The organism is Paraburkholderia elongata (assembly GCF_013177735.1).
GTDB classification, from domain to species: Bacteria; Pseudomonadota; Gammaproteobacteria; order Burkholderiales; family Burkholderiaceae; genus Paraburkholderia; species Paraburkholderia elongata.
Window position 1 is genome coordinate 1 of the sequence record NZ_WOEZ01000267.1, and the last position, 20,966, is coordinate 20,966.

Consider the following 20,966-nt stretch of genomic DNA (forward strand, 5'->3'; position numbering starts at 1 on the left):
CAATCGAGCTTGACGCTCGACGCACCAAAGGGTCAGTCAGCCACGCTGCCGGCGGCCACCACGTGAATTGCTACAGTACCCGGTTCAAGGTCCGTGTGTGGTTCCGCTCGGAACTCGAAACTTCCATGCGATCAATCGTGATGAACGGCGCATGCATCCAGAATAGTTCGATAAACCCGGCTGAGGCTACCCCTGCCCGGGTCGCCAGGCGGCAGCGTGCCGGTTCGGGCAGAGGATGTTCCGGAAAGTGATCGGTCCTCGTCATGCGTAGGGCAAGCGTTGTCTGATCTGCAAGCTATCCGAGCTGTCGGCCGGAGCGAGTCCGGACGTGCCCCAGGCAAAAAGAAAGGAACCGTGATGTCCCGCCCGCGCCAAACGCCGCCGCCACCGCTCCACGTCCTGGTCTTGCAGGGCGGCGGCGCCCTTGACGCCTACCAGGCGGGTACCTATGAGGCCATGGAGGACGACGGCGTGCGGCCCGACTGGATCGTCGGCACCTCGATTGGCGCCATCAACGGCGCCCTCATTGCCGGCAATCCGCCGGAGTGCCGGGTGGCGCAGCTGCGCACCTTCTTCACCGCGCCGCGCATCTCCCGCTCCTGCTGCCGCGCGCGCTGCAAACGGTCGAATCGGTCTGCAGCGAGACCCGCAGCCCGGTGGCAGGCGTGCCCGGATTCTTCACGCCCAGGGCGCCGTGGGAGATCCCGTTCGCGTTGAACTGGGGCCATGCCAGCGTGAGTTTCTACGACACAGATCCTCTGCGTCAGACGCTCGTGCGCCTGGTCGATTTCGAACGCCTGCGACGCCATGGCCCCACCCGGCTCAGCGTCGGCGCAGTCGATGTGCCGAATGGGGAGCTGCGGTATTTCGACAGTGCTGCGCACGCACTGACGACCGAACACATCATGGCAAGCGGTGCCCTGCCGCCCGGCTTTCCACCGGTATTGCTCGACAACGTGCAACTGGTTGCGGGTTTTGTCCAGCCACCGGAATTGGTTGAAAGTCACAGCGGGCATGGGTTTCGCCCGCATCGCGCGAATCGGCTAAAATCCCGTTGCTTTGGCGGTCGAAATGGCGAAAAGCCAGCCATGGCAAGGGATTCCAACGAGATTGAGTGCCGAAGAGTTCAAGCAATTTGTCTTGCCGCATCTGGGCACCGGCAACCGTGGCCACGCACCGAAACTGAGCTTGCATGCGATCTTCAACTACATTTTGCGACTGCTGTACCTGGGGTGCCAATGGAAGGAACTGCCGATCGAGAAGGATCGGCAAGGCCGACCCGAAGTTCACTACACGCGCATCGAGGCAGCGCAGATCGAGCCGCAGTGCATCGTCGACGATGCGGCCGATCACCGGGCGCGGCAAGTCGCGCAACGCCTTTTCGAGCTTCAGGAGTACACGGCCGCCGCGCTTGGCCGACGCATTGCGCGCCACGAGCCGGCAGCTCGGAAATTTATCGACGGGCAGCGCGCCGCTGCCGATCTGGCTGAACATCGGCTCCGCGCTCACTGTGTAGCCCCCGCCGAGCGCGTGCATCTCGCCTGCCGGCCGCGTGAGCAGGCGCAAGGTGGTCAGACATTCGCGCAGGAATTCGGGCGCGCGATACAGGCGTAATACCGGCTCGAGCGCGGCCAGCGTCAGCTTGCCGACCCGCAGCGCGCGCTTCAGCGGATGCTTCTTGATCTTGCGGATCAGCTCGGCACGGCCGACGATCAGGCCCGCCTGCGATCCGCCAAGCAGCTTGTCGCCGCTGAACGTCATGAGATCCGCGCCCGATTCAATGGTTTCACGTACGGTCGGCTCGCGCGGCAGGCCCCATTGCGTCAGGTCGGTCAGCGTGCCGCTGCCCAGGTCGACGGCGACCGGCAGGCCGTACCCCCGGGCCAGCGGCGCGAGCTCTTCGAGTTCGACGCCTGTCGTGAAGCCGCTGATCGCGTAGTTGCTGCAATGGACTTTCATCAGCATCGCGGTACGCGCGCTGATGGCTTCATGGTAGTCTTTCAGACGCGTGCGATTCGTCGTGCCGACTTCGCGCAGCCTGGCACCGGCGCGCGACATGATGTCGGGAATACGGAATGCACCGCCGATCTCCACCAGTTCCCCGCGCGACACGATCACTTCTTTCTTCAACACCAGCGCCGACAGGGTCAGCAGCACCGCGGCCGCGTTATTGTTCACGACGGTCGCGGCTTCCGCTCCAGTCAACTCGCAGATGAGTTCGTCGATCAGGTCGTCGCGGTCGCCGCGACTGCCCGTGGCAAGATCGAACTCGAGGTTCGCCGGACGCGTCAGCGCCTCAACCACCGCGCGCACGGCTTCGTCGGGCAGCAGCGCGCGGCCCAGGTTCGTGTGCAGCACCCGTGCCGGTGAGATTGAACACCGTGCGCAGACGGCTCTGCGCACGCGCAGCCAGCACGCGGCCGGCCTGCGCAGCGATCTGCGTTTCATCGCACGAGGCTGCGGACGGCACACTGGCATGAGCCGCCGCGCCGCCTGCGTTCACGGCAGCGTCCTGCAAATCGCGCGGCAACGCATCCAGCGTGGCGCGCACCGCGTCGACGACCTGCGTGCGACCATATTCGCCGAGCAACGGCTGCACCGCTGCTGATTGCATCACGCGCTCAACCGCCGGTACGTGCGCCAGCAGCGCATTCAATTCATTCCCAGATACTTCGCTCACGCCCCGCTTCTCCCGCTTATGCATCCGACGGCACTTCGGGCCAAAGCAGCGGATTCGGCCCGCTGCGCTGATAGCCCGCTTCGCTCATCAACAGATCGAGCGTGAGACTCGCGAGATCGTCGGCGAGCGGCTCGAAGTCGTAGTCTTTCTCCTGATAGCCGATCTTGCGATACGTATGGCACTCGTCGCACGATTCGGCCTTCAACGCTTCGTTGCCGCCTTCGATGCCGTGATACGCGATGCCTTTGGTCGAATCGCAATTCGAGCACTTCGTGCGGACCATGTGCCATTCGCTCGCACACAGCCCGCATTGCAGGTACCGGTAGCCCTGATACTGACCGCCGACGCGCACGATGCTCGCCACCGGTTGGCCGCCGCACGCCGGGCAGACGCCTGGCGTGTCGAGATACGGGATGTCCCGCGGATCGAGCCGGCTCGCAAGATCGGTCCAGACCACCTGCAACGCCGCCATGGTGAACGGCGCCGTAGCCGGCTCGATTTCAGTGTAGCGCTGGACAAGGACCGCATCGGCCTGGGTGTCGAGTTCTTCTGCGCTTTTCGCGCGCATTCCATCGAGCACCTTTCCGAGCGTCGCTGTCACGGCGCCTGCCGCTTCGACGCCATCGAGCAGATGATGCAGCACGGCGTGCCACGCCGGATCACGCCCGGGCGACAGCGCTGGCACCAGCGGCATCGAATGCTGCTGTGCATGCGCGATCGCCTCGGCGGACGGTTTGTGCGCTTCAAAGTTTGCCAGCACCTGCTGTTGCGCATCGGCCAGCGAGGCCATCAGGCGCAAATAGCCGCCGATCGGATTGCTGTCTGCGAGCTTGCGCAGGCGCGCCGCGCGCGTCGCGAATAGCGTGGCCCGCTCCGGCAGGCGGATACGTGGAATAGCCGAATGATCGAGCGATTCGATCTGACCAGGTTCTAGAATTCGTTGCACCACGGGGTGGGTACCTCATGGAACGGGAAAACTATCAGTTGTTGGTGGGGTGGGTTGTTTTTGCTGCGCAAGCTTTTTGCTGTGCAGGCTTCCTGCTAACTCTGGTTTTCTATTGGCGTTGCCACTTGTTTGGGGCGTCTGCTTTCTGCGGCTTGCTGAGGTGTTTTTTTACTGCTGCGCGTGTTCTCCTGCGCGGCAAAAAAACTACTTAACACTCTCCCGAAACCACCGAGGATGATGCTTCCTGGCCCACCCGAGGGTAACGGTTCCGCGCACCATCGCGCCGATGGACCCTTTGACCCAAAGGGCGGCATAAACATGCACGACAATCCCGACGATCAAAACAAACGCGGCAATCGCATGCACAACCGCCGCGAGGCGAATCACGTCAATCGGGAAAAAAAACGAAAAATACCGCCGCCATATCACGATCCCGCTTGCCAGCAATAGCACCAGACAAGCCACCATTGCAAAGAATAGCAGCTTCTGTCCGGCGTTGTAGCGGCCGATCTCAGGCAGTTTGTCCTCCTGATTAGCGAGCACATCGTCGATCTGCCTGACCCACTGGATGTCGCTCTTGTCCAGATAGTTGTGATGCCAGAAACGCAACGCAAGAATCAGGAACGACACGAACATCACCACGCCGACAAACGGATGCAGGATACGCGTCCATTGCCCACCGCCGAACAGCGCCGTCAGCCAGAACATTGACGGATGAAACAGCGCAAGACCGGACAACGCGAGCAGCACGAACGTGATCGCAGTGATCCAGTGGTTCGTGCGCTCGTTCGGCGAGTACCGCACGATCAGGTTCGGGTCATCATGCTTCATCTGCGTGCTCCTGAGTTTGGCCCCCGCGTTGGTCCTTGATCCGCCTTGCTTCATCGCGCGCGGCCTGTTCGTCGTCTTCCGTCACATCGTTCGGCCCAACCCGGGTGTAATGGAAAAACCCGCTCAGCGCCGCCAACGCAATGCCGGCCACCGCAAGCGGTTTCGCAATGCCCTTCCACAACTGCACCATCGGGCTGATCCGCGGATTGTCCGGCAGCCCGTGATACAGCGAAGGCTTGTCCGCGTGGTGCAGCACGTACATCACGTGCGTGCCGCCGACGCCGGGCGGATCGTACAAGCCCGCATGCTCGAAACCGCGTTCCTTCAGGTCCTCGATGCGCTCCGCCGCGTGCTGCTTCATGTCGTCCTTGGTGCCGAACACGATCGCGCCAGTCGGACAGGTCTTCACGCACGCTGGCTCCTGGCCGACCGCGACACGATCCGAACACAGCGTGCATTTATACACACGATGATCCCGCTTCGAAATGCGCGGAATGTTAAATGGACAGCCGGTGATGCAGTAGCCACAGCCGATACAGTTTTCCTCATGGAAATCGACGATGCCGTTCGTGTACTGGACGATCGCGCCGGGCGAAGGGCACGCCTTCAGGCAGCCGGGATCTTCGCAATGCATGCAGCCGTCCTTGCGGATCAGCCATTCGAGGTTGCCATCCGGGTTCTCGTATTCGGCGAATCGCATCACCGTCCATGAGTGCTCGGTCAGGTCGGGCGGGTTATCGTAGACGCCGACGTTCGTGCCGATTTCGTCGCGCAGGTCGTTCCACTCCATGCACGCGGTCTGACATGCCTTGCAGCCGATGCACTTGGTGACGTCGATCAGCTTCGCGACGCCACCCGTAGCCGGCTCGCGCACTGACGGCGGCTGCACCGTGGTGGCCGACACGCGCCTGATATCGAGCGATTGCAGCGCCATCATGTTCTCCTTTCGCGTGGTCAGGCTTTCTCGACTTTCACGAGGAAGGACTTGAATTCCGGCGTCTGCGTATTGCCGTCGCCGACCACTGGCGTGAGCGTATTGATCAGATAGCCCGGCTTCGCGAGGCCCTTGAAGCCCCAATGCAACGGAATGCCGACGGTCTGCACCTTCTTGCCGTCAATCATCAGCGGTTTGATGCGCTTGGTGACCACCGCCACCGCAACCATGTGCCCGCGATTCGACGACACCTTCACCCGGTCTCCGGCCACCACCCCGACTTCCTTCGCGAGATCCTCGCCGATCTCGACGAACTGCTCCGGCTGAATGATCGCATTGAGCCGCGCGTGCTTCGTCCAGTAATGGAAGTGCTCGGTGAGCCGATAGCTCGTCGCGACATGCGGGAATTCCGCTACCTTGCCGAACGCCGCGCGGTCGTTCGGAAACACGCGGGCCGCCGGGTTGCTCGTTACCTTGGGGTTTTGCGGATGCAGCGGGTTGTAGCCGAGCGGCGTCTCGAACGGCTCGTAGTGTTCGGGGAACGGGCCTTCGGCCATCCCGTCGCGGGCAAAGAAACGCGCAACCCCTTCCGGGTTCATGATGAATGGACCCATGCCGGTTTCCGGCGGTTCGTCCGCCTTGTAGTCCGGTATGTCGGCTCCGCCCCAGGTCTTGCCGTTCCACGCGATCAGCTTGCGGGTCGGGTCGAACGGCTTGCCGTTCACATCGCACGACGCGCGGTTGTACAGAATGCGCCGGTTCGCCGGCCATGCCCATGCCCAGCCGAGCGTCTGCCCGATGCCCGTCGGGTCCGCGTTGTCGCGCCGCGCCATCTGGTTGCCCGCCTGCGTCCACGCACCGCAGAAGATCCAGCAGCCGCTCGATGTGCTGCCGTCGTCCTTCAGTTGCGCAAAGCCCGCCAGCTGCTCGCCCTGCTTCACCAGCACTCTGGTCGGGTCCTTCGGGTCGGTCAGGCCGGCCAACGCGCGGCCGCTATATTCCATTGCCAGCTCTTCAGGCGTCGGGCTTGCCGGGTTCGCATACGGCCAGCTCAGATTGACGATCGGGTCCGCAAACTTGCCGCCCTGGTCCTGATACATCTTGCGCATGCGCACGAACAACCCCGACATGATCTCCAGATCGCTCCTCGCTTCGCCCGGCGCCTGGACGCCCTGCCAATGCCACTGCAGCACGCGCCCCGAGTTCACGAGCGAGCCGCGCTCTTCGGCAAAGCAACTGGTCGGCAGCCGGAACACTTCGGTCGGGATCTTCGACGCATCGACGTCGTTGAACTCGCCATAGTTCTTCCAGAACTCCGACGTCTCGGTCGCGAGCGGGTCCATGATCACGAGCCACTTCAGCTTCGAAAATGCGGCGGTCATCTTCGCCTTGTTCGGCGCGGACGCAAGTGGATTGAAGCCCTGTGCGATGTAGCCGTTCATCTTGCCCTGGCTCATCAGCTCATACACCTGCAACATGTCGTATGGCTTGTCGAGCTTCGGCAGGTAGTCAAAGCACCAGTTGTTCCCGGCCGTCGCCGCATCGCCCCACCATGCTTTCATCAGACTAACGAAGAAGCTTCGATAGTTCTTCCAGTAGCTCAACTGGTTCGGGCGCAACGGTTGTGTCGCACGCTTCGTGATGTATGCGTCGTAGTCCTGTTCGGCTTGCGACGGCAGCGTCATGTACCCCGGCAGCAGGTTCGACAACAGTCCAAGGTCCGTCAGCCCCTGGATGTTCGAGTGCCCGCGCAGCGCGTTCATCCCGCCGCCCGCGATGCCGATATTGCCGAGCAGCAGCTGTACCATCGCACCGGTACGGATCATCTGCGAGCCGACCGAATGCTGGGTCCAGCCTAGCGCATACATGATGGTGGCGGCGCGAGTCGGCGACGCGGTGGACGCCAGCATCTCGCACACCTTCAGGAATTTATCCTTAGGCGTGCCGCAGGTCTTCTCAACCATCTCCGGCGTGTAGCGCGCGTAGTGCTGCTTCATCAGGTTGTACACGCAACGCGGATTTTGCAGGGTCGCGTCCACCTTCACGAAGCCGTCGTCGCCGCGCTCGTAGTCCCACGTCGATTTGTCGGGGTAGCCGTGCTTGTCGGCGTCGTAACCTGAATAGAGCCCGTCGCTGAACGCGAAGTCCTCTCGCACGATGAACGACAGGTCCGTGTAGTTGCGCACATACTCGTGCTGGATCTTGTCATTCGTCAGCAGGTAATTGATGATGCCGCCTAGGAAGACGATGTCGGTGCCGGTGCGAATCGGCGCGTAGTAGTCCGCGACCGATGCAGTCCGCGTAAAGCGCGGGTCGACCACGATCAGGCGCGCCTTGCGGTGGGCCTTTGCCTCCGTGACCCATTTGAAGCCGCACGGGTGTGCCTCGGCGGCGTTGCCGCCCATCGCCAGAATGATGTCCGCGTTCTTGATGTCGACCCAATGATTCGTCATCGCACCACGGCCAAACGTCGGGGCAAGACCTGCCACCGTCGGGCCGTGTCAGACACGCGCCTGGTTATCGAAGCCCAGTAGCCCCATGCTGCGGGCCACCTTGTGCGTCAGGTAACCGACCTCGTTACTGCTCGCCGACGCGGCCAGCATACCGGTCGTCAGCCACCGGTTGACCTTCTTGCCGTCGTCCGTCGACTCGACAAAGTTGGCGTCGCGGTCTTCTTTCATCAGCTTAGCGATGCGGTCGAGCGCGTCTTCCCACGAGATGCGCTGCCACTTGTCGGAATCAGGGGCGCGATATTCCGGGTGGGTCAGACGGCTCGGGCTGTGAATGAAGTCGATCAGGCTTGCGCCCTTCGGGCATAGCGTGCCGCGATTGACCGGATGATCCGGGTCGCCTTCGATGTGGATGATGCTGGCCGTGGCGTTTTTTGCGCCATCGCCCAGACCGTACATCAGGACGCCGCAACCCACTGAACAATACGGGCAGGTGTTGCGGGTTTCAGTGGTACGCGCCAGCTTGTACTGCCGCACCTCCGCGAGCGCTGGTTCCGGCGAGAAGCCCATCAGGGCGATACTCGATCCGGCCAGCGATGTGGCGGTGACCTTCAGGAACTGGCGCCTCGTCAAATTGACCATGGTGGCGGCCCTCGGACGTAGACGTTGCACATCAACTACCAGTATAGATAGCGATTTTCGAATATTCTGTCGGGCGGCCAGCGGATAAACCCTCACTTGGCACACCAAATGAAGTGGCGAAGCGGGAGCGTGCGCTCGTTGAGGATGCCGAAGCGGTTCGCTAGTGCGCGGACGACAGCACGGCCGCGTGACCTGAGCCGGTCTGCGCGGCGATGTCCTGGGCGGTCATCCCGCGGTTGTCGCGTCCGGATGATCGTAGCCGGCGGCCCACATCAGCGCGGTCAGGTTGTTCTTGTAGATGCGGTTGACGTCGACGCCGGCATCCAGCAAGCGCTGCACCACCGCCGTGTGTCCCTGGGCCGCCGCATACTCCATCGCGGTTTTGCCGACCCGATCGGTAGCTGTTGGATCGGCGCCGTGCGCAAGCAGCAACGCGACGAGTTCGTCGTATCCGCCATAAGCCGCGGCCATCAGTGGCGTCACGCCCAACACGTCGGCCTGGCGGACGTTCGCACCATGCCCGATCAAGGTCTGCGCCGTTGGCGCGCTGCGCGGTTCCCCCTCACCTTACCTTGCTCGGCCATGCGCAGGGTTTGCCCGAGATCGCCGCGCTGGAACTGATATTTGCGCGGAGCGCGAAATCGAAGCGGCCGCCATGCGACTTTCTCGCCGAAAAAATCTTGTCGGAACTGCAGCGCTAGTCGACCTGCTCGGCCGCGCTTCCCCGATTGCACATACGTTGCTCAATGTGGCTCGCCGAGGCAAGCATCAGCGACATCGACAATCGGCTCGCTGTCGCCATAAGCTTCGTAAAAGCGGTCGACGCACCTTATCTGACCGAAGGTCCACCATGTCCCGGGCGGATCATGACCCAGCCACATCACAGTCGCCGCCGCCTTTGTCCGAAGTCCCCATTGTTGCCAGTCAGAGCCTGTTGGCAAAAAACGGCCCTGCTTGTCCGTGTACAAGTTCAGGTCCAGGCCGTATCGCTTCAGGTATGGCGGGTTAAGGAGATCCTCGATAGCAGGCTTTTCGCCACGGGAAATTCGGGCGTTTTCGACTGCCTCATCCAGCCGAAAATCGCTCATGGCACGGCTGATCATTGACAACTCGAACAGCAGCGGCGCGCCAATTGCCAGGCACGTAACACCTATGCAGAGTACGAGCACTGCAAGAACGCGCCTTCCGGTTAGCGATGTCCGTGACACTCGCGCCCCCATCGTCTGCTTTTCCTGTATGCCTGCGCGCGCCCAGGCAGCGTGAAACCACGCGCAGTCTCCTTGGGACGACGCGCAGCCTTGACGCGTGTGCGAAGCCCGCGCCGAACTTGTCGACAGCGCCGGATGCATCAGGGTGTTTCACCTTCCTGCGGCTTTTCGTCAAGATTGCTCCTGAACTCGTACTTCTTGTGCGAACCGTCGCAGAATGGCTTGTTCTGCGAGTGGCCACATCGACACAGCCAGACCTCATCCTTATCCACCTCAATATTTTTCCCGCCTTGAGTGGTAATCTTGAAGTCGCCCTTTATGTGGTACGGGCCGTCATTCCGGGGGGTAATAATCGCAGTCGCCATTTACGCCTCCGCTGATTCTGAATCACGCGTTCCGCACACGTTCGGGACACTCGATGCCGCAACCTGAATACAGGTCAATTTCAGTCTATATCTGATACCGCGTGAAGGTGCGGCGAGCGTTGCGGCATCGCACAAAAGCTTGTCGAAAGGTTTGCCGCGAATGGTATGAGGACATCATGATCTGGCATCGCCGATGCGGTGCTCGTGATGCACGCGCTGATCGCGCTTTTTATGGTGGGCGGACTCGCGGCGATCTGGGTTGGCTCGGGCCTCGGTTGGGAATGGGTACACCATCGGCTGTTCCGGCTCGCTCATCTGTTCACGATCGGCCTGGTGTCGAGCTTGTCACTGCTGGGTAGGCCGCCTGCTCTATTACGATATGCCGGCCTGGGTGTTCACGCTCTAATACGTGGTGTTCGCTCTGGTGGTGCTGCTGACCTGGCGCGGGGCCCCGCCCCGACAACACACGTAACTCAAAGGCGGTTGCCGTACGATCTACGGCGCGTCCGTTGTGTCGAGAAGCCGGGCTGCTTCACGCCTGGTCTCTTCGGCCTCACGCGGTCGTTGAGTCTGGCTGTAGAGCGCACTCAGGTTGCCGAGTGTCCGCGCCTCAGTCTTTGGCTTTCCAGTAAACTACTCAAGTAATGATTTCTTCAGATCCTCTGCGGCGATAATCGAGTTTATTCGGGTCTGGCGTGCCGGGAGAGATAACCATGATCTATTGATCATAAAGCACGCGAGCCGCCCCCCGTGCGCGGCGACGTCCGTTCAGGCTGCGCGTACGAATTCGTCTCATGAGGCTCCATGCGTTCGTCACTGTCGCTTTCTGTGCGCCGATCTGTTTCGTCGGCCGCCTCTCATGTGTTGTCGCCGCCTGGTGTAATCGTTAGTGGTGTCCTGCTGATGCTTTTCACGTGCAGCCTGTGCGCGTGGGTGCTTTTCGAGTCACGTAACGATGCCTACACCCGCGCCGAGGAGAACGCGCGGAACCTGATGCTGGTTATCGAGCGGGATATCGCTCGCAACATCGAACTCTACGATCTTTCTCTGCAGGCGGTAGTGGACGGCATGGCGGATCCACAGGTAATGGCACTCCCCTCGAAGCTGCGAAGTGAGGTGTTGTTCGACCGCGCCGCTTCGGGCAAGTACCTCGGCTCCATCTTCGTGATGAATGAGCGCGGTGACATCATTGTGGACTCCCGATTCATACCGGCGCGCGTAGGAAACTTCGCTGACCGTGACTATTTCACCTTTCACCGTGACAGCAGCAACGTAGGCCTCTACATCAGCAAACCCTACGCGTCACGGTTGCGAGACGGAGCGCTCACGATTGCCCTGAGTCGCCGGATTACGCACGCGGACGGCTCCTTCGGTGGTGTCGTGGTCGGGACGTTGAGCATCGACTATTTCCGTGCCCTACTGGACGGCCTGTCTGTCGGACAGCGCGGCACCGCGGCAGTGATCGAGACTAACGGAACCATGATCACGCGATTGCCGTACGACCCAAAGGTAGTCGGACGGAACATCCAGAGCGCCCCTGTGTTCATCCGGGCGATGGCGACCACCGAGGGTGCGTTCGCAGGCACTGCTTCAATCGACGGGATCCGCAGGCTCTACGTGTACAAACACTTACCCGGGCTTCCGATTATCGTCGACGTGGCACCTGCAGAGAGCGACATTTACGCTGAATGGCAACGCCGGGCCTGGCGACTCGGGATCGTGATGGCGGTGTTCAGCGTCATCCTTGTAGCCGGATCGTTGCTGCTGTCTCGAGAACTACAAAGGCGGCAGCTTGCGGAATCGAAACTACAGCATCTGGCGCGTACGGACGCCCTCACGGGGCTGAGCAACCGGGGGACCTTCGACGAAACGCTGCAGAAAGAATGGCAACAGGCCAATCGCACCGGCCGTCCGCTGTCGTTGCTGTTCGTCGACATCGATCAGTTCAAGGCGTACAACGACTACTATGGTCATCAGGCGGGCGATGAGGTGCTAAGAGCCGTTGCTCAATGCGTGGCCCTGTGCGTTCGCCGACCGGCCGACCACGTGGCCCGGTATGGCGGCGAAGAGTTTGTGGTGACCCTTCCCGATACCGACTCAACAGGTGCCACGAACATTGCCGAAACCATTCGGCATGCCGTATTTGATCTCAATATTGAACACGTCCAGAGCCAGTATGGCTGTGTGACCGCGAGCATCGGCGTGGTCACGTCCCAGGGGCGGGCGGTCCACGATGGCGCGGTTCTGGTGAAAATGGCTGACTCAGCCCTATACGAAGCGAAGTCAACCGGCCGTAACCGGGTTTGCGAGGCATAGCGAGCGTACATTGGAGCCGTGTCGGAGAGCACAGCGACGCATGGTCGCCGCTGCAGGGTGCGTCTTCAGACCCGGCTTCAGCCTTCTTTCGATTCCGGAATTCAGGGCGACCCGACGCGCCAGCCGGTGTCATCCGTCATTTAGTGGGAGGTCGAGTGCGCCGTCCGTTCCAGGCGTGGCAAGGCCTGGCGGGCGATGATACGCATTTCCGCACGAATCCTTACGCCTACCCAACATTCTCGCGGCGCGCTGATCGCCGTCAAGCGCGTTTCGTTGACGTTTCTCCGATGCCCCTTCGGCCTCGACGGCGGACGGACCCGGACGCACGCAGGAGACAGCATGTGGTATGCGTGGCTTGAGGAGCAGCGTGACCCGATGCAGTCGCTCAGCAACTGGGCGATGCGCGGATGCGATGCCTGGACGTCGCCGGCGATGCCTTGCATGCCCGTCGCCGCTGCCGGCTATGACTGGCTGTACCGGCTGGTTCGACCGACCCCCGCGCCACCGCCGTTCGGCATCGCGGCGGTGACGGTCGGCGACCGGTCGGTACCTGTGGTCGAACAGGTGGTCGACAGCACGCCGTTTTGCGCGCTGCGGCAATTCGCGCGCGCGCCGGCGCCCGTTGCACCCAGGCGCGGTCAAAGCCGCACTGCGCCACCGGACATCTTCCTTTGCGCGCCGCTCGCGGGACACCACGCGGTCATGCTGCGCGAGACCGTCGAAACGCTGCTGCAGGACGGCGATGTGTACGTCACCGACTGGGCCAACGCACGTGACGTGCCGCTTGCCGCAGGCCGCTTCGGACTCGACGACTATGTGCTTGCGGTCGAACGCTTTCTGCGAAAACTGGGCTGCGCGAATACACACGTCATCGCCGTCTGCCAGGCCACCGCGCCGACCCTTGCGGCCGCGGCATTGCTGGCGAGTGAAGGAGAAGTGCCACCGCTCAGCCTGACGCTGATGGGCGGGCCGATCGACACGCGCCTCAACCCGACCGCCGTCGACCGCTTGGCGCAAAGCCACAGCCTCGACTGGTTTCGCGACACGGTGATCGATACCGTTCCGCCCCGCTATGCCGGTTCAGGCCGCCGGGTCTGTCCGGGCTTCATCCAGCACGCGGCGATCGTCGCCACGCATCCGCACCGCCAGTTGGCACTCGAATCGCGCTACTGGTCGAGCCGCCTCTCAGTCGATGAGACAGCCATCGCGAACAGCCTGCGCTCACTGAACGAATACGCCGCGATCCTCGACATGTCCGAAGACTATCTGCTCGACACGATCCGCGTGATCTTTCAGGAACAGCACCTCGCCCGTGGGGAATGGTGCGTCAGTGGACGCGGCGTGCAGCCGCTGGATCTCGCATCCACGGCGCTTTGCACCGTCGAGGGCGACCGCGACGACATTGCCGGCGCGGGCCAGACGCATGCCGCTCACGCGCTTTGCAATGCGATCCCGGTACAGAAGCGCTGCCGTTTGACGATACCAGATTGCGACCACTACGACCTGTTCACTGGCCCGAGGTGGCACGACGTGATTCACCCCGCCGTGGTCCAGTTCTGGGCGTCGGTGCGCTGACCGGGGCGCTCTTCCAGGTCAGCCAGAATCTCTGTCCTCGTGGCCAGCAAAACGCAACGAACCCTGATGGGCTGCGAACCGCTCGGCGCCGCCCGCGGGTTCGAGGGCGCATCGTTTGGTCAATGCTGACGTCGCTCAGGTTGCACCCGTCTTGAGGAATCCTAGCATGAAGGAACGCCCTATTCTTTTCAGTGGCGCGATAGTGCGGGCGCTGCCCGACGGCCAGGCGACGGACTATCGAAGATGTGCCGCAGGATCAGGATGTGCGCCCAGTCCTCACCTGGCGGTCAATCGCTGTCCTCATACGATCAAACGACGCATCAAATGCATTTTCCAGACTGTGGAAGCGGCCTGCGGAAATACCATCAATCGGCACGTTGATCCGGTTTGCCTGCGTGGTCTCCCTGATCCATTGCGTGGCGACGTAGAACCCGTTGGTCGAGTCTCCGCTGACACCGGAAGTCATCTCGAAACCCATGTACTCGTAGTTGCGCTTATCCTCCATGAACTCGACTCCTGTTATCTGGGAGAAATCGCAGCATGAAGGAACGCCCAATCATTTTCAGGGAGCCATGGTACGCGCAGTGTCACCCATTAACGTCACTGCCCTGCTGGGCCCTTCCTTCGATGACGTCTATGCCGTACTTAAGAAGAATGGCGCGCGCCTCGTCCACGGATTGCGCCGGCCTCACCCAGTTCGGCGTGTACCTAGTGTCGGTCGCAGTCGCGCCTCTCTTGTCAATGATGGACACGGTGCCGGTGAAGGTCGCCTGATCAGGCCAATTCGGGACATTGGCCTGAATGTAAAGCCCCTGTTTGTATTCCGACAGTTGTGCGCTCATTTCGCCCTCCATCGCAGCGTTCGAGGAATCGTAGCACTCGCTGGCGATCTTCCCTCGAAGAGGATCGGGGGTCAGATTCAAGGGCATTGTCAAGTTGCTGCGCGTGAGACGAAACCCCCGCAGGGGCGACGATCGTTCAGAAAGCAGTCGGATTTTGGGCGAGTTCGGTGAATTCGCGCCAGGCAACAAACCTTGTGCCATACCCGGCTCGCTGCAGAATCCAGCTCAGATACACCGCGCGCATCAGCTCATTGACCAGGTGTCCGTTTCCGTGACCGCTCCGGCACGCGACCAGCGCAAGATGATTGGCGAGAGACTGTTCGCGTGCCGACGCCCGATCCATTGGCAACAGAAGCGCCCTGGTCAGCGGTTTGTGGCCGCGGGCACTGCGCGACTTATTTCGTTTGGAGGACACGGCTTCGGAGTTGCAGGGAGCGGTTTGAGAACGGGAGATTATAGCGGGACTGCCTGCGGGGATTTTCAGCTCACGTTAGCCGTGAAGCGCCACGCCGTGCCCTCTATCGGCCTCCGATTTGTCGTTCGTCAAAGGTCGGAATTTCTCTCTGAGCCGGTTTAAAACTAAACTGCCGCTGCAGTCGACCCAGGTCGTGTGGAAACCCGATGGAATTACAATGCGACGCATGACCGCTGACCCCAGCGGCGCGTTCGGCTGCCTTTGGGGCCATCATGGCGACGACGAGAAGGTGAACCTCTCTGATGCGTTCCAGACGAGTTTAAGGGCTTTGTTTCAGGACCTACGGGGTGCTCATGCACCCACCAGCCGCATTGCCTTCATCGTCTTCTTGAAGCCAAGGATTCTCAGCACTCGCGTGAGATTGTAGGCGAGTACGTTCAAGCTCATCTCGGTTCCCACGTTGGGCAGCCTGCGCGTCAGGAAGTGCGTGTAGCCCATCCAATGCTTGAACGTTCCGAAGACATGTTCGACGGTTCGCCTGCGCACTGTCATCGCATCAGGCGTCTTGTCCAGCCGACGTTGAACTGCCTCCAGCACCGACTCATGCTCCCATCGACTTATCCGTCGTTGGCCGCTGGGAGTGCACTGTGACTTTATTTTGCATTGCGAACAGGCGCTGCTCCAGTATCGATGTAGCTGCATCCCGTGTTCCTCGCTGGTGTATCGGTAAATTGCCCGCTCTCCAGCTGGACATTGGTATTCGTCGTCCCGTGCAATGTAGATGAAGTCTGCCTTGTCGAACCGGCCATGGAATTTCGCGCCTGACGTCGTGGGCTTCGGCAGGATCACTGCAATCCCTGCATCCGCGCACTCCTTGATCTGAGGCCCACTGTAGTAGCCACGATCGGCGACTGCCCGCAGTCTGGTCTTGCCCATCGCATCGCGCGCAGCCTTCGCAATAGGACTGAGCTGTGCCCGATCACTGCCAGAGTTTGTGACCTCGTGAGCGACGATGAGGTGGTGTTTGGCGTCAACGGCCACCTGCACGTTGTAGCCCACCATTTCCGAGCCTTTGCCGCTCGTCGCCATGGAGCGCGCGTCGGGATCAGTCATCGAGAGTTGGCCATCAGGCTGCGTCTTGAGTTGTTGCTTGATCTGATCGAGGTTTCGCATCTGCTCGCGTAAGCGCGCGATCTTGTCTTGCAATCGAGTCGTTTTCGCTTCCAGCTCAGCCGGTTGCGTACGATCGGCAGTCTCCAGCGCGTTCAGATACCGCTGGATGCTCTCCTCGATCTGCTTCTGGCGCTTGTCGACCTTACCCTCGGTGAAGTTGCGATCGCGCGTATTGACTGCCTTGAACTTGCTGCCGTCAATGGCGACCAGCGCTTGCGAGAACAGCTTCAGCTCACGGCACAGCATCACGAAGCGGCGACACACGTTGCGAATGCCGATACCGTTGTCACGACGAAAGTCGGCTATGGTCTTGAAATCCGGAGCCAGGCGACCCGTGAGCCACATCAACTCAACATTGCGCTGGCATTCGCGCTCAAGACGCCGGCTCGATTGAACCCGGTTCAGGTAGCCGTAGATATAGATCTTCAGCAGCACTGCTGGATGATAGGACGGGCGACCTGTAGTCGACGGCATTGCTCCATCGAAGCCCAGTGATGCAAGGTCAAGCTCTTCTACAAACGCCTCGATAATCCTGACCGGGTTGTCCTCTGCGGCGAAGTCATCGAGGCACTCTGGAAGCAGCGTCACCTGCTTGCGATCTTCACCTTCTATGAATCGCTTCATCCGGTCACCCAAGCTGAATGAGTTAATCCAGTTTAGGCGATCAGCGCGTTTTCACACAAGCTCGACCCACAACTGCCGCCCATCTCCGCGCGCCCTTCAATAGCCGCTTACGAGGTACAACGGTCGATCCTTTTTCTGGTTCGTGCGTCAGGTCATCGGCCAACTGAGTCGCTCAACATCCGGCTAAGTTCGGACACGTTCCGACTTTGGTGCGTGCATTAATTGGGTGGCCGAACGCCGCGGGCGCTGACCGGCATCGCCACCGCGCTCACGCGGCTGGCGGACAAAGGCCGTCTAAGCCCGGACGCGGCACAGGCCACGATCGCGCGAATCCGCGCGGCCGTGGGTCTAGCCGATCTTCGCGACGCTGGCCTCGTGATCGAAGCCGTGGCCGAGCGGCTCGATATCAAGCAAAAGATTTTCGGTGATCTCGAAGACATCGTGGCAGAGCAGTGCATTCTCGCCACCATCACGTCGTCCATTTCGATCACCGCGATCGGCGCTTCGTTGCGCAATCCGGCGCGGCTGGTCGGCATGCACTTTCCACCCCTCCCCAGTAATGGCGCTGGTGGAAGTGGTCAGCGGACTGGCAACCTCGAAGGAGACAGCGCAGCGCGTCTATCTGACGGCCGCAGCCTGGGGCAAGACACCGGTTCACGCGAAGTCGACGCCGGGGTTCATTGTTAACCGCGTGGCGCGGCCGTTTTATGCGGAAGGCTTGCGTGTGCTGACCGAGCAGGCGGCCGATCCCGCTTCCATCGACGCCGTGATGCGCGATGCGGGCCAGTTCCGCATGGGACCGTTCGAACTGATGGACCTGATCGGGCACGACGTCAACTTTGCCGTGACCGAGTCGGTGTTTCGCGCGTATTTGTACGATCGCCGGTTCACGCCTTCGCTGAATTTCCTTTCGTCCGACGCACGCTGTGAGGTTCTCATGCCCACCCGAATTCTTGATGAACACGATCCTCGCCCGACTCCTCTCGCCGGTTTGAAGATGGCCCGGTCTCGTGGACACGGTCTATTCTGTGAAGGAGGCGGTGCCTTGATCGATACCGCGGTATGTGTCTTTCTAAATGATGGAGATATCATGCCTCAACCGTCCCGCCTCTCACGGCACGCACGCGTATGGGCGTTTTTTGTTGCCTTTGCTGCACTTCTGCTCCCGCTGCTACCCTCCACTGCCCATGCGACCAGCACGACGACACACCAGGTCGTAATCAAGCGCGATGAATACGGCGTGCCGCAGATCTACGCGGACACCACCTATAAGCTCTTCTATGGCTACGGCTATGCAGTAGCGCAAGACCGCCTGTTCCAGATGGAGATGGCCAAACGCAGCACGCAGGGCACGGTGGCCGAAGTGCTCGGCGAGAAATTCGAGAAGTTCGACGAGGCGACGCGCGGCAACTACTGGCCCGCGTCGATCGAACAGCAAATCGCCGCATTGCCGAAAAACGAGCGCGACATTCTCGACGGTTACGCGGATGGCATGAACGCCTGGATTGCGCAGGTGCGCGCCCACCGGGCCACGCTGATGCCCAGGCAGTTCAACGACTTCGGCTTCGCGCCGTCGAACTGGAGCGCATTCGATGTGGCGATGGTATTCGTCGGCACAATGGCGAACCGCTTCTCCGACAGCACGAGCGAAGTGGACAACCTTGCGCTGCTCACGGCGTTGAAGGACAGGTACGGCGACGTACGCGGCATGGAACTCTTCAACCAGTTGAAATGGCTGGTGAATCCGGATGCACGCACGACCATCGCCCCCGACGAACGCACCTATCCGGTCAAGCTGGGCGCACAGGTAGGCAGCGGCCCGCTCGCCTATACGCTGCCTCGCTACGATGGCCCGCCGCCGATGGCCGAGCGCCTCGCGCGCGGGGCCGACGGCATGCTGCTCGCGCTCGATCCGGTTGCCAACCGCAACACGGTGCTGGCGCAGTATGCGGCGAGCGGCGCCAATGGTCTCGCCGGCTTTCCGACTACCAGCAACATGTGGATCATCGGCAAGCATCGTGCGCGCGGGGCGAAAGCCATCATGCTGAACGGCCCGCAGTTCGGCTGGTTCAACCCGGCATACACCTATGGCGTCGGATTGCATGGCGCAGGCTTCAATATCGTGGGCAATACGCCGTTTGCGTATCCGTGCATGCTGTTCGGCCACAATGGCCGGATCTCGTGGGGCTCGACGGCCGGCTTCGGTGACGATATCGACAATTTCGCCGAGCGCATCGATCCTGCTCGCGCCGATTTCTACTGGCACAACAGTGCATGGGTGCAGATGGAAAAGCGCACGGAGATCATTCACGTGAAGGATGCCGCGCCCGTGACGCTCGACGTCTACCGCACCGTGCACGGCATCGTGATGCAGCGCGACGACACCACGCATACCGCGTACGCGAAAGCACGCGCCTGGAACGGACTCGAAGTCCAGTCGCTGCTCGCGTGGACCCATCAGGCACAGGCGCACGACTGGAAAAGCTGGACCGCCCAGGCCGCGCGCCAGGCACTGACGATCAACTGGTACTACGCGGACCGTGACGGCAATATTGGCTACGCGCATACGGGCAAGTATCCGCAGCGTCGCGCGGGACACGATCCGCGCTTACCGGTGCCTGGAACCGGCGAATGGGACTGGCGCGGTCTGTTGCCCTTCTCGACCAATCCACAGATCTATAACCCGCGCAGCGGCTACATCGCGAACTGGAACAACTCGCCGGAGAAGGGCTATCCCGCATCGGACCTGTTCGCGTTCCTGTGGGGTCAGGCGGACCGTGTCGATGAAATCGCGCGGCGCATCGATGCGCACGCCACGCTGGATACAGACGACGTCTGGCAGATCCTCAAGGAAACGAGCCGCGCCGACCTGAACGTGCACCCGTTCCTGCCGTTCATCGAGCGCGCGACTGCAACGCTACCCAATGACGATCCGCGTCGCCGCGTGGCCGATTCGCTGGCGCACTGGAACGGCATCAACGACGATCCGAAAGACACTGGCAAATACGCGCAGCCCGGCTCCGCGATCATGAATGCGTGGCTCACGTCGATGCTCGGTCGAACCGTCGTGATGGCCGTTCCCGCACCGTTCGACAAGTGGTACACGGCAAGCGGTTATGAGACAACCCAAGACGGCCCGACCGGCTCGGTGAACCTGAGTGCGGGCAGCAAGATCCTGTACGAGGCGTTGCTCGGACCGCGCTCCGGTGTGCCGCAACGCGTCGACCTGTTCAACGGCGCGCAACCTGACGACGTGATCCGCGCCGCGCTGGACGATGCATGGAAGTCGCTGTCCCAACGCTACGGCGACGACATCACTCAATGGAGAACGCCTGCTGTGACCCTGACGTTCCGCGCCAATAACTTCTTCGGCGTACCGCAGGCTGATGGGTCGGAAGCCATCCATGTTCCGGAATACCAGAATCGCGGAACGGAAAACGACCTGATTGTGTTCGGCAGCGAGGGCGCAGCAGGCAAGGTCCAGGCATCGGATGTGGTCGCGCCAGGCCAGAGCGGCTTCGTTGCACCGGACGGCACACGCTCGACGCACTACGCAGACCAGCTCGAGCTGTACACGGGCTTTGGCCGTAAGGCGCTATGGCTCGACGACGCCGATGTGGCGCAGCATACGCGGCAAGTGGAGAGGCTTGACGTGGCCGAACCAAAATAGTGAGGCAGACTGAAGAAGTCTATAGTCACCCCCGTCGCGACCGGCAAGCTGGCCAAGACCTTCCGATGTACAAACGGCACGCGTTGGCTGGGGTATCTGTCGCGGCGGCATCCGGAGAATCGCGTCTTTCAGGGCTATTTCTATGTGTGATAGAAGGGTTATCGCAACGGCACGGCCGGAAAGCACGACCGTAACCGGCGTGATGCTTCGGCACGTCTTCGGGATCCTCGAACGGCGGCTCCGGCGGGCAACACTGACGCTTCACGACCCCTTTGAGCCGTTCTGAAACGACTCG

Annotated in this window: 13 protein-coding genes and 5 pseudogenes; 7 read left to right on the forward strand and 11 right to left on the reverse strand. The window is 61.4% G+C overall.

Translation table 11 applies throughout. The features are described from left to right. Positions 1-456 precede the first annotated feature (456 nt). Entirely contained in the window at positions 457-717 is a 261-nt protein-coding gene (locus GNZ13_RS54510) for a patatin-like phospholipase family protein (protein WP_407945702.1), read from the forward strand. A 579-nt stretch (positions 718-1,296) separates the two neighbouring features. Here GNZ13_RS54510 and selA read toward each other — a convergent pair. The 6 genes and pseudogenes from selA to GNZ13_RS44585 all read right to left on the reverse strand — a co-directional run. Then, positions 1,297-2,680, reverse strand: a pseudogene (gene selA / locus GNZ13_RS44560) (L-seryl-tRNA(Sec) selenium transferase); the annotation flags it as partial. Positions 2,681-2,696: 16 nt separating this feature from the next. After that, positions 2,697-3,629, reverse strand: a complete 933-nt coding sequence (gene fdhE / locus GNZ13_RS44565; RefSeq protein ID WP_172177047.1) for a formate dehydrogenase accessory protein FdhE — start codon at positions 3,627-3,629, stop codon at positions 2,697-2,699. 201 nt (positions 3,630-3,830) lie between these two features. Then, positions 3,831-4,457 (reverse strand): formate dehydrogenase subunit gamma, encoded by a 627-nt coding sequence (locus GNZ13_RS44570; RefSeq protein ID WP_172177049.1) that lies wholly within the window; start codon positions 4,455-4,457, stop codon positions 3,831-3,833. Beyond that, entirely contained in the window at positions 4,447-5,391 is a 945-nt protein-coding gene (fdxH, locus tag GNZ13_RS44575; protein WP_172177077.1) for a formate dehydrogenase subunit beta, read from the reverse strand. The genes GNZ13_RS44570 and fdxH overlap by 11 nt, the downstream gene beginning before the upstream one ends. A 20-nt stretch (positions 5,392-5,411) precedes the next feature. Beyond that, positions 5,412-8,483: a formate dehydrogenase-N subunit alpha gene (fdnG, locus tag GNZ13_RS44580; protein WP_172177051.1), complete on the reverse strand. Its 3,072-nt coding sequence runs from the start codon at positions 8,481-8,483 to the stop codon at positions 5,412-5,414. Between the two features lie 160 nt (positions 8,484-8,643). Continuing rightward, positions 8,644-9,029 (reverse strand): annotated as a pseudogene (locus GNZ13_RS44585) (ankyrin repeat domain-containing protein); the annotation flags it as partial. On the opposite strand from GNZ13_RS44585, the pseudogene GNZ13_RS53185 reads away from it, so the two are divergent. Beyond that, positions 9,020-9,184, forward strand: a pseudogene (locus GNZ13_RS53185) (LysR family transcriptional regulator); the annotation flags it as partial. The pseudogenes GNZ13_RS44585 and GNZ13_RS53185 sit on opposite strands and share 10 nt — an antisense overlap. 42 nt (positions 9,185-9,226) lie before the next feature. On the opposite strand, the gene GNZ13_RS44590 reads toward GNZ13_RS53185, so the two are convergent. After that, positions 9,227-9,586 (reverse strand): hypothetical protein, encoded by a 360-nt coding sequence (locus GNZ13_RS44590; protein ID WP_236002463.1) that lies wholly within the window; start codon positions 9,584-9,586, stop codon positions 9,227-9,229. Between the two features lie 245 nt (positions 9,587-9,831). Beyond that, complete coding sequence (locus GNZ13_RS44595) at positions 9,832-10,056, reverse strand: CDGSH iron-sulfur domain-containing protein (protein WP_172177053.1); 225 nt, start codon at positions 10,054-10,056, stop codon at positions 9,832-9,834. A 176-nt stretch (positions 10,057-10,232) separates the two neighbouring features. On the opposite strand from GNZ13_RS44595, the pseudogene GNZ13_RS54030 reads away from it, so the two are divergent. From GNZ13_RS54030 to phaZ, 3 genes and pseudogenes are all read left to right on the forward strand, one after another. Then, positions 10,233-10,528, forward strand: a pseudogene (locus GNZ13_RS54030) (DUF2784 domain-containing protein). 332 nt (positions 10,529-10,860) lie between these two features. Next, complete coding sequence (locus GNZ13_RS44600) at positions 10,861-12,372, forward strand: sensor domain-containing diguanylate cyclase (RefSeq protein ID WP_172177055.1); 1,512 nt, start codon at positions 10,861-10,863, stop codon at positions 12,370-12,372. A 339-nt stretch (positions 12,373-12,711) separates the two neighbouring features. After that, entirely contained in the window at positions 12,712-13,947 is a 1,236-nt protein-coding gene (gene phaZ, locus GNZ13_RS44605; protein WP_172177057.1) for a polyhydroxyalkanoate depolymerase, read from the forward strand. Positions 13,948-14,203: 256 nt separating this feature from the next. Here phaZ and GNZ13_RS44610 read toward each other — a convergent pair whose 3' ends face one another. The 3 genes from GNZ13_RS44610 to GNZ13_RS44620 all read right to left on the reverse strand — a co-directional run bounded on the left by GNZ13_RS44610 (position 14,204) and on the right by GNZ13_RS44620 (position 17,001). After that, complete coding sequence (locus GNZ13_RS44610) at positions 14,204-14,452, reverse strand: hypothetical protein (protein ID WP_172177059.1); 249 nt, start codon at positions 14,450-14,452, stop codon at positions 14,204-14,206. 82 nt (positions 14,453-14,534) lie between these two features. After that, positions 14,535-14,789: a hypothetical protein gene (locus tag GNZ13_RS44615; protein ID WP_172177061.1), complete on the reverse strand. Its 255-nt coding sequence runs from the start codon at positions 14,787-14,789 to the stop codon at positions 14,535-14,537. A 766-nt stretch (positions 14,790-15,555) separates the two neighbouring features. Beyond that, positions 15,556-17,001 (reverse strand): IS1182 family transposase, encoded by a 1,446-nt coding sequence (locus GNZ13_RS44620; RefSeq protein WP_172177081.1) that lies wholly within the window; start codon positions 16,999-17,001, stop codon positions 15,556-15,558. A 240-nt stretch (positions 17,002-17,241) separates the two neighbouring features. Here GNZ13_RS44620 and GNZ13_RS44625 point away from each other — a divergent pair. Beyond that, positions 17,242-17,902: pseudogene (locus GNZ13_RS44625) on the forward strand (3-hydroxyacyl-CoA dehydrogenase NAD-binding domain-containing protein); the annotation flags it as partial. A gap of 189 nt (positions 17,903-18,091) precedes the next feature. After that, complete coding sequence (locus GNZ13_RS44630; protein WP_172177083.1) at positions 18,092-20,671, forward strand: penicillin acylase family protein; 2,580 nt, start codon at positions 18,092-18,094, stop codon at positions 20,669-20,671. The last annotated feature ends 295 nt before the right edge of the window (positions 20,672-20,966 follow it).